The organism is Azospirillum sp., assembly GCF_050789165.1.
Window position 1 is genome coordinate 1 of record NZ_JBOZRT010000128.1, and the last position, 8,401, is coordinate 8,401.

The 8,401-nt window shown below is 72.9% G+C and carries 7 protein-coding genes; 5 read left to right on the forward strand and 2 right to left on the reverse strand.

Annotation, left to right across the window (positions count from 1 at the left end; all coding sequences use genetic code 11):
- From ACRWK7_RS27430 to ACRWK7_RS27440, 3 genes are all read left to right on the forward strand, one after another.
- A partial coding sequence (locus ACRWK7_RS27430; protein ID WP_431859741.1) for a flagellin occupies positions 1 to 184 on the forward strand: 184 nt, incomplete at its 5' end.
- Positions 185 to 309: 125 nt separating this feature from the next.
- A complete protein-coding gene (locus ACRWK7_RS27435) occupies positions 310 to 687 on the forward strand; it encodes a flagellar biosynthesis regulator FlaF (RefSeq protein WP_431859743.1) in 378 nt (125 codons plus the stop codon).
- A 34-nt stretch (positions 688 to 721) separates the two neighbouring features.
- Positions 722 to 4,114 (forward strand): tetratricopeptide repeat protein, encoded by a 3,393-nt coding sequence (locus tag ACRWK7_RS27440; protein WP_431859745.1) that lies wholly within the window; start codon positions 722 to 724, stop codon positions 4,112 to 4,114.
- Between the two features lie 12 nt (positions 4,115 to 4,126).
- Here the strand turns inward: ACRWK7_RS27440 and pseG are convergent, their stop codons facing one another.
- Positions 4,127 to 5,173 (reverse strand): UDP-2,4-diacetamido-2,4,6-trideoxy-beta-L-altropyranose hydrolase, encoded by a 1,047-nt coding sequence (pseG, locus tag ACRWK7_RS27445; RefSeq protein WP_431859746.1) that lies wholly within the window; start codon positions 5,171 to 5,173, stop codon positions 4,127 to 4,129.
- A 167-nt stretch (positions 5,174 to 5,340) separates the two neighbouring features.
- Between pseG and ACRWK7_RS27450 the strand changes: the two genes are divergently transcribed.
- Together ACRWK7_RS27450 and ACRWK7_RS27455 are read left to right on the forward strand one after the other, a co-directional pair.
- Positions 5,341 to 5,853, forward strand: a complete 513-nt coding sequence (locus tag ACRWK7_RS27450) for an RT0821/Lpp0805 family surface protein (protein ID WP_431859748.1) — start codon at positions 5,341 to 5,343, stop codon at positions 5,851 to 5,853.
- 110 nt (positions 5,854 to 5,963) lie between these two features.
- On the forward strand, positions 5,964 to 6,776 hold the full coding sequence (locus ACRWK7_RS27455) for a PP2C family protein-serine/threonine phosphatase (RefSeq protein WP_431859750.1): 813 nt from the start codon (positions 5,964 to 5,966) through the stop codon (positions 6,774 to 6,776).
- On the opposite strand, the gene ACRWK7_RS27460 is transcribed toward ACRWK7_RS27455, so the two are convergent.
- The gene (locus tag ACRWK7_RS27460; protein ID WP_431859752.1) at positions 6,764 to 7,789 is read right to left on the reverse strand and encodes a DUF4384 domain-containing protein; all 1,026 of its coding nucleotides are present in this window, start codon (positions 7,787 to 7,789) and stop codon (positions 6,764 to 6,766) included. The two genes, ACRWK7_RS27455 and ACRWK7_RS27460, sit on opposite strands and share 13 nt — an antisense overlap.
- Positions 7,790 to 8,401: the final 612 nt, after the last annotated feature.

Here is an 8,401-nt window from a genome sequence, read left to right on the forward strand (position 1 = left end):
GCAGATCAAGTTCAACGCGTCCATGCAGGACGCCCTGACCACCAGCCTGGGCGCCATCGTGGACGCCGACCTGGCCAAGGAGAGCGCTAACCTGCAGGCGCTGCAGATCAAGCAGCAGCTGGGCGCGCAGACCCTCGGTATCGCCAACCAGGCCCCGCAGATCCTGCAGAGCCTGTTCCGCTAATCGCCTTCAAACGGGCCGACCCTCGGGTCGGCCCGTTTTCTGTTTGCCGACCTTAACCATAAATAAACCATCGCATGTAGGAATTGAGGTCCGTGGGCTGTAGGCCCGGGACGATGGAGTGAGTGATGCTGCGGACGAAGAATCCCTATCAGCAGGTTCAGCGGGCGAGCGAGACCCAGAGGGACTTCGAGCTGCGGGTTTTCCGGCAGGTGACCTTCGCGATGCAGAAGGCCCATCAGGAGAACGACACCATCGCCCTGGTGCGCGCCGCCACCAACAACTACCTGCTCTGGCAGACGCTGCTGAATGACGTCACCAGCGACGACAACAAGCTCCCGCGCGACCTGCGCCGCAGCATCGCCATCGTCGCCAAGGCGGTGAGCAAGGAAATCGACGAGAACATCAACGGCACCCTCGACGTCGACTTCCTCGTCAACATCAACAACAACATCATCGACGGCTTGGCCACGAGCGCGCCGAGCGCGCCGACCAACGTCGCCTGACGGCGCGCCGCACCCTCGGCGGCCGGACGCCCCGATGTCCCCTCTCGTCACGGCGATCCTGAGGCAGGCCCAGCGCGTCGCTTCCGTCGATCCGGTGGCGGCGCTCGATCTGTGCGACCGCATCGGCGACCTCGCGGCCGGGCGGGACGACTACTGCCTCGTGCGCGGCGAATGCCATCTGGCGGTCGGCGACCTGGACGCCGCCCGCTTCTGGATCGTCCGTGCGGCAACGCTCGGCAGCCTCGACCCGGCCGGGCTGATCGCGCTGGCCCGCTTCCACAACCACACCGGCGACCGTGCCAGCGCTGCGGCCGTCTACCGCGCCGCGCTCGCCTGGCTGCCCGACGCCGCCGCACTCTACAACGGCCTCGCCAGCGCCGAGCTGGACAGCGCGCCGCCGCTGGCGGACGCCGCGGTCCACCGCGCGCTCCGGCTCGATCCGGCGCTGCCGGAGGCGCTGACCAACGCCGGCGCGCTGGCGCAGCGCCGCGGCGACCGCGACGGCGCGCTGGAGCGGCTGCGCGGCGCGCTGGTGCAGGATCCGGCGCTGGTGCCGGCGCTGGTCAATCTGGGCACCGTGCTGCAGGCGTGCGGCCGGCCCGAAGAGGCGCAGGAGGTGCTGCGCCGGGCGCTGCGGCTCGCCCCGGACAGTTGCCCGGCGCTGAACACGCTGGGCGTCGCCGCCTTGGCGCAGGGCGATCTGATCGCCGCCGATTCCTGGTTCCGCCGCGCCGTCGCGCTCGCCCCGACCTACTCTGAGGCGCTGTTCAACCTCGGTTCGCTGCGGCTCGGCCTGGGCGACCTGACGGGAGCGCGCACCATCTACGGGCGCGCGGAGTCCGACCGCTTCCGCGCGCTCGGCCTGTTCAACACCGGCGTCGCGTGCATCGGCGAGGAGCGCTTCGAGGAGGCGGCCTCGGCCCTGCGCGCCGCGGTCGCGGCCAGCCCCGGCGACGCCGCCCTGCGCAACCAGCTCGGCGTCGCCCTGGCCAGCGCGAGGCAGCCCGAGCCGGAGGCGCTGCGCCAGGCGTTGCGCGCCATCCGCATCGCGATCTGCCTGGCGCCGGAGGTGCCGGAGTACAGCTACAACCTGGGCCTCATGGCCGACAAGGCGGACCGGACGGACGAGTCGCTGCGCGCCTACGCCCGCTCCCTGCGGCTCGACGTCCGCTCGCCGGCGCAGGCGTGGTCGGGGATCGGCGTGGCCAAGCTCCGGGCCGGCGACGCCGAGGGCGCGGTGGGCGCGCTGCGGACGTCCCTGGCCCTGGCGCCCGGCGACCAGCGCACCTATTCGAACTTCGGCGCGGCGCTCCAGCAGGCCGGCAAGCCGGAAGACGGGCTGGCGGCGCTGCTGCGGGCCTCCCGCTGCGTCAGCGCGGCGCCCGAGGTGGTGATGCTCAACCTCGGGCAGGCCTACCTGACCCTGCGCAAGATCGAGACCGGCGCCGCCTACGTCCGCTGCGCCCTGGCGCACAAGCCGGACCTGCCGATCGCGCTGTTCTGCCTCGGCTACTCCCACCTGACGAGCGAGCGCCCGGTCGAGTCGGAGCGCCACTTCGCCCGCGCCGTCCGGGTCCTGCCCACCTATTGGCTGGCCTGGAACAATTACGGCGCCGCGCTGCACCAGCAGGGCCGCTTCGACGAGGCGGTGGCTTGCTTCCGCGAGATCGTCGCCGACGATCCGAACTACGCCGCCGCGCACTTCAACCTCGCCATCGTCTACGAGAGCAAGAAGCGCCTGCTCGACGCGGAGCACTGCTACCGCCTCGCCCTGCAGCACGATCCGGAGATGACGGCGGCGGCCAACAACCTGGGCGTCCTGCTGCAGCGAAGCGGCCGGCTGGAGGAGGCGCTGGAGGTGCTGGACCAAGCGCGGCGCGCCGACCCGCTGGCGCCGGGCGTGCGCAGCAACCTCGGGAACCTGCATCGGCGGCTCGGCCGGCTGGACGAGGCGGTGCGCTGCTACCGAACCGCCGTGGCGCTGCAGCCCGACCACCAGCTCGGCCATTACAACCTCGGCAGCGCGCTGGCGGAGGCGGACGGCCCCGCCGGCGGCCTGCCGCACTTCCGCCGCGCCGCCCGTCTCGACCCGACCCACCTGTCGAGCCGCTACAACATCGCCTGCGCGCTGCATCAGGGCTTCGACCCGAGGGCGGCCATCCCGCTGTACCGCGAGGTCGTCGCCATCGACCGCAGCCATCACCGCGCGCTCAATAACCTGGCGCTGGCCCTGCGGGACATCGGGCAGGGCGCCGAGGCGCACGACTTGTTCGACCGCGCCGCGCGGATCGCTGCGGCGCAGGGCGCCGACGCGGCGGCGCTGGGCGGTTTCTGCGCGCCGGACGCCGGGCTGCTCGACGACGTGCAGCACCAGGTCGCGGCGGCCGAGGAGCGGATCGCCGCCGATTCCGGCTCGCTCCAGCAGCCCGCCACCGGCGGCCTCTTCCCGGCCGCGGTGTGGAACAAGTCGCTGCTCGACCTGGCGATGGGGAATCTGGCGTCGGGCTGGGACGGGTACGAGTTCCGCTGGTTCAACGGCACCGCCGAGAGCAGCCGCGGCTATCGCCAACCGCTGTGGGACGGCCGCGACCTCGCCGGCAAGCGTCTGTTCGTGTGGAAGGAGCAGGGCATCGGCGACGAGATCATGTTCGCCTCCTGCGTGCCCGACCTCACCGCCTCGAACGCCCGCATCACGCTGGAGTGCTCGGCCAAGCTGCAGCCGCTGTTCCAGCGCTCGTTCCCCTTCGCCACCGTGGTGACGCCCGGCACCGTGCCGGACGCGGAGCGCGACGATTTCGACGTGCACCTGCCGATCGGCAGCCTGCCGCGCTACTACCGGCGCAGCCTCGCCGATTTCCCGGACCACGGTTTCCTGACCCCGGATCCGGAGCGCGTCGCCTATTGGCGCCGCCGGCTGGAGGAACTGGGGCCCGGCCCCTACGTCGGCATCTCCTGGCGCGGCCGGATCCAGACGGTCAGCCGCAGCCACCACTACACCCGGATCGAGGAGTGGGAGCCGATCCTCCGCACGCCGGGCGCCGTGTTCGTCAACATGCAGTACGACGACGCGGCCGAGGAGACCGCCCGCATCCGCGAGGCGTTCGGGGTGACGCTGCACACGCTGCCGGGGATCGACATGTGGAACGACCTCGACAACGTGGCGGCGCTGCTCAAGGCGCTCGACCTGCTGATCTCGGCCGGCACCGCGGTGATGTCGATCGCCGGCGCCGTCGGGCTGCCGACGTGGCTGCTGTGGGTCGACAACGTCGAGAACTGGCCCTGCCTCGGCACCGACCGCCTGCCCTGGTACCCGACCATGCGCCTGTTCAGCCGCACGCTGAAGCAACCGTGGACGCTGGTCACCCAGCGCATCGCCGGGGAATTCCAGACGGCGCTGCCGACCCTCGGCCGGGGGCCGTCCGCCTAGTCCGCTGTCCGTCTAACCGACCGCCCGCCGCGGATGGCTGAGCAGCGCTTCGGCGAGCCGCGCCGCACCGTGCCCGTCCACCATTCCCCGCGTGGCCCGCGCCATGGCCGCCCGGCGCTCCGCGTCGCGCCACAGCAGCGCCGCGGCGTCCGCGAGGCGGTCCGCGCCGTCGGTGCCGCGGCGCACGTCCACCGCCACCGCCCAGCCGGCATCCTCCGCCGCGCGGGCGCCCGGCGCCTGGTTGTCCGCCACCACCGCCAGCACCATCGGCACCCGGAAGGCCGCCAGCTCCAGCAGCGTACCGCCGGCCGCGGCGACCGCCAGACCGGCGCGGCGCATCAGCCCGGCCATGTCGCGCGTGTCGACGTGCAGCGCCACGCACGGCCACGCCGCGGCGGCCGCGCGGATCGCGTCGAGCCGCGGTGCGCTGCCGCCGGCCACCAGATCGATGCCCGCCGGGTCGTCGAGCCGCGCCCGCGCCGCCGCCAGGAACGGGACCGACAGCCCCGCCGGATCGGAACCGCCGAAGGACACCAGCAGGCGTTCGCCGTCGGTCGCCGCGTCCTCCGCCGGCAGGCGCGCCGCCAGTTCCCCGCGCATCGGGAAATGCGCCGGCCCGAGCAACAGCCGCGCCCCCGGCGCGACCCGGCCGTAGGGGAGGGCGGCGGCGGCCGGGCCGGCGTTCGCCACGAGGTCGGCGGCGAGATCGGGAAGCCCGGCCAGATCGTCGAAGGCGAAGACCACCGCGGCGGCCCCACGCACCGCGCGCCGCCACGCGGTGCCGAAGCCGTAGCCGTCGACCACCAGCGCCGCCGGCGCCTCCCCCAGCAGCGCCGCCCGCACCGCCGCCGCGTCCGCCTCCGATCCGGGCTCGGCGTCCACCGTCGCGACCGGGAAGCCGGCGTCGCGCAGGCGCGCCTCCAGCGACGCGGTCAGGCGGGCGCTCAGGAAGCGCACGGCCGTGCCGCGCGCCGCCAGCGCCTCGGCCAGCGCCAGGCAGCGCATGACGTGCCCGGTTCCGATGGCCGCGTCGGCGTCGGCCCGGATGAGGACCCGCATCGCTCCGCACTCCCCGTGTTCCGTTCCGCCGAGAGTGGGCGAAGCGCCCCCGGCCATCAAGCGCCCTGACACCCGCTCCGTGACAAATCAGGGCCACGCTTGCGCTTGTCGGAATAGTCGGACAATCCTAGTGTTCGTAGTCGTACGAGGCACAGTTGGGGACTTTCATGAAGACGTTCACTCGTTCCACCGCCGCGGCGCTCGGCCTGGCCGTTCTGCTGTCGGGATGCGCGCAGCCCGGCCCCTACGGCTCCAGCACGGGTGTTGACGGGTTCGGCGCCAACAAGGCGACGGCCGGCACGGTCCTGGGCGGTGTGGTGGGCGGCCTCGCCGGTTCGCGCTTCGGCGGCGGCGCCGGCAAGCTCGCGGCGGTCGGCGTCGGCACGCTGCTGGGCGCGGCGCTCGGCAACATGGCCGGCCAGTCGCTCGACCGCGCCGACCAGGCCTACGCCCAGCGCGCCGAGCAGCAGGCCTACGCCGCGCCGATGGGCGAGACGATCCGCTGGAACAACCCGCAGACCGGCAACTCCGGCACCTACACGCCGGTCCGCGACGGCTACGCCCCGAGCGGCCAGTATTGCCGCGAGTACCAGACCACGGTGGTGGTTGGCGGCCGGCCGCAGAACGCCTCGGGCGTCGCCTGCCAGCAGCCGGACGGCAGCTGGCGCATCCAGAGCTGATCGGCGGCTGACCGATACCGGTCCTCGTGCGGCGCGGGGCGGAAAGCCGGTTGCGGTTTCCGCCCCGCGCCGTACCATAGCGGCCGTCTGCCCGTCAGTCGTGGACGTCGATGCCTCAGCCTTCCTCCCTCCCCATGCTCACCGCCGGCCGCACCGACATCGGCCGCACGCGGTCGCGCAACGAGGACAGCTTTGGCATCAGCGGGGAGGCCGGCCTCGCGCTGGTGTGCGACGGCATGGGCGGCCACGCCGGCGGCGACGTCGCCAGCCGCACCGCGGCCGAGGCGATCATCGACTTCGTGTCCGAGTTCCAGGGCACCTCAATCGCGCCCACCGGCCAGACCGACGCCGTCGCCGTGGCCGACGTCGGCGTCGCCAACGCCGTGTCGGTGGTCCGCTCGGCGGTGCAGCTCGCCAACCAGCGGCTGCTGGAGCTGAATCGCGGGCGCGGCTTTCCGGACGGGCGCGGCATGGGCACCACGGTGGTCGGCCTGTGCCGGGTGGACCCCGGTGATCGGCTGGTCGCCTTCCACGCCGGCGACAGCCGACTCTACCGCTTGCGCGACGGCGACCTGCGCCAGCTCACCCGCGACCACAGCCTGTACCAGCACTGGCTCGACCAGGGCGGGCGCGGACCGGCGCCGCAGCGCAACATCATCCTGCGCGCGCTCGGCACCACGCCGGACGTCGATCCGGAGGTCGGCGTGCACGCGGTGCGGCCGGGCGACCTGTTCCTGCTGTGCTCCGACGGGTTGACCGGCATGCTGCCGGACGAGCGGATCGCCGCCGTCCTGCGGACGGTGCCGCCGCACGGCCTGGACGAGGCGTGCGAACGGCTGATCGCGCTGGCCAACGAGCGCGGCGGCCACGACAACATCACGGTCGTGCTCGCCCGCTTCGTCGATTCCGTTCAGGGCGCCTGAGTCGTGATGAACAGGGCGGCGGCCAGCGCGCCCTCGGCGGCCGGCCCGGCCAGGGCGCGCTTCAGCTCCTCAAGGTAGGCCGCGGCCGGTTCGGTCTCCGGCCGCGGCGCCGGGAACAGCGGCGAGGCGCTGGTCAGGACGAGGATCAGCTCGCGGCCGAAGGGCGGGCCGATGGTCCAGAACCGTGTCTTCCCGTTGCGCTCGCCGAGCCGGCGCGCGGCGCCCGCGTCCAGCGCCGCGGCGGGCTCGGACGGGTTGGGCAGCAGGTGCACCACGCCGCCGTCCACCATGAAATAGTCCACCTGCACCGCGCCGGCGGCCTCGGCGCTGCGCAGATCCAGCACGAGGTCCTGGCCGGCGGCGAGCGCGCCCTCCGCCACGCTGGCGACGCTCAGCGGCCCGCCGCGCGCGGCGTTGGCGTCGCGCAGCGGCTCCACCAGCAGCAGGGGCTCGCACAGCGCCGGCGAGGCGACGTCGATCGCTGGCGGGTGCGCGGCGCCGGCCGGCAGCGCCTCGACGATCCGTTGCGCGCGGTCGGCGTCGTCGGGGCTGGTCACCGTGCCGGCGATGCGGATCGCGCCGTCCGCCAGCTCGGCGCGCAGGTCGGCGCAGCGGATCCCCGCCACCGCCGCCCGCACGCCGTCCAGCAGGGAGTCCGCGGCGACCGGCGGTTCCGGTTGCGGCGGCGATTCCTCCTGCGGCGGCGGTTCGGGGGGAGGGGCCGGCTCGGCGACGACCGTCGGCTCGGGGGGAGGAGGGGCGGGGGCGGCCACCTCTTCCGGTGCCGCAGCGGGCGGCGGCTCCTCGGGTCGGGCTTGGGATTGGACCGGAAGGACGTACGGAGGCGCGGCTGGAACCGGCGCGGCGACGTTCCGCGGCGCCGCGGGGGGCTCGCCTCCGCCGAAGCCGACATAGCCGGCGACCGCCGCCGCGGCGAGCAGGGCGAGCACCGGCACGTCGCCGAGGCGGAGACCGCGGGCAGGCTTGGGAGCCGTGGGGTGTGGGTCGCTCACGTCGTTCGAGCGTCTCTCGTCAGCCAATGCGCCACTCTAGCCGTTTTCCGGCCAGGCCCCAAGCGCCGTCCGGCGTATGAAAAAAGCACTGGACGGGGCCGCCGTGATCTCCTATAAGCCGCCTCCCCGTTGACGCGACACACGATCCGGTGCGGTTCGGCAAGAATGCCGGTTCAACGCACAAGGTGTTGTGGTGTGGTACAACGGACTTCGGAGCAAGCAATCAGCAATGTCCGCTCTGGTATGAGGTTCCGCCGCCCTGGTGGTGCCTCAATATCTGGTGTGCTGCTTTGTCTGTTCTGCGGTCGGGCTGAAGCTTGGCGGTAACGTCGAGCAGGGGTGACGGGAAAACGCATCGCATCGAACTTTCTTCTTGACGCGGTGCTGGTGAGTGGTTAGGTTCTGGTCATCGCGATGGGGCGGGTTGCTCCGGAACGGTTCTCCCAGATGGAGCGACGATGGCGGGCCCGCGTGAGGCGGACGCTTCGCTGACGGCGCTTCTTGCGTCCCTCCGGGGATGCGCGGATCTTTGACAAGCGAATACCGAATGAGAAGGGATGCGCAGGCGGTCGGCTTTGCGGGTCGGGGTTCCTAAGGTTTTGGGGACACGGC

What these genes read in the sequence shown, in the direction of transcription:
- ACRWK7_RS27435 (WP_431859743.1), top strand. Translation starts at nt 310, where the DNA reads ATGCTGCGGACGAAGAATCCCTATCAGCAGGTTCAGCGGGCGAGCGAG.
- ACRWK7_RS27440 (WP_431859745.1), top strand. Translation starts at nt 722, where the DNA reads ATGTCCCCTCTCGTCACGGCGATCCTGAGGCAGGCCCAGCGCGTCGCT.
- pseG (WP_431859746.1), bottom strand. Translation starts at nt 5,173, where the DNA reads ATGCGGGTCCTCATCCGGGCCGACGCCGACGCGGCCATCGGAACCGGG.
- ACRWK7_RS27450 (WP_431859748.1), top strand. Translation starts at nt 5,341, where the DNA reads ATGAAGACGTTCACTCGTTCCACCGCCGCGGCGCTCGGCCTGGCCGTT.
- ACRWK7_RS27455 (WP_431859750.1), top strand. Translation starts at nt 5,964, where the DNA reads ATGCCTCAGCCTTCCTCCCTCCCCATGCTCACCGCCGGCCGCACCGAC.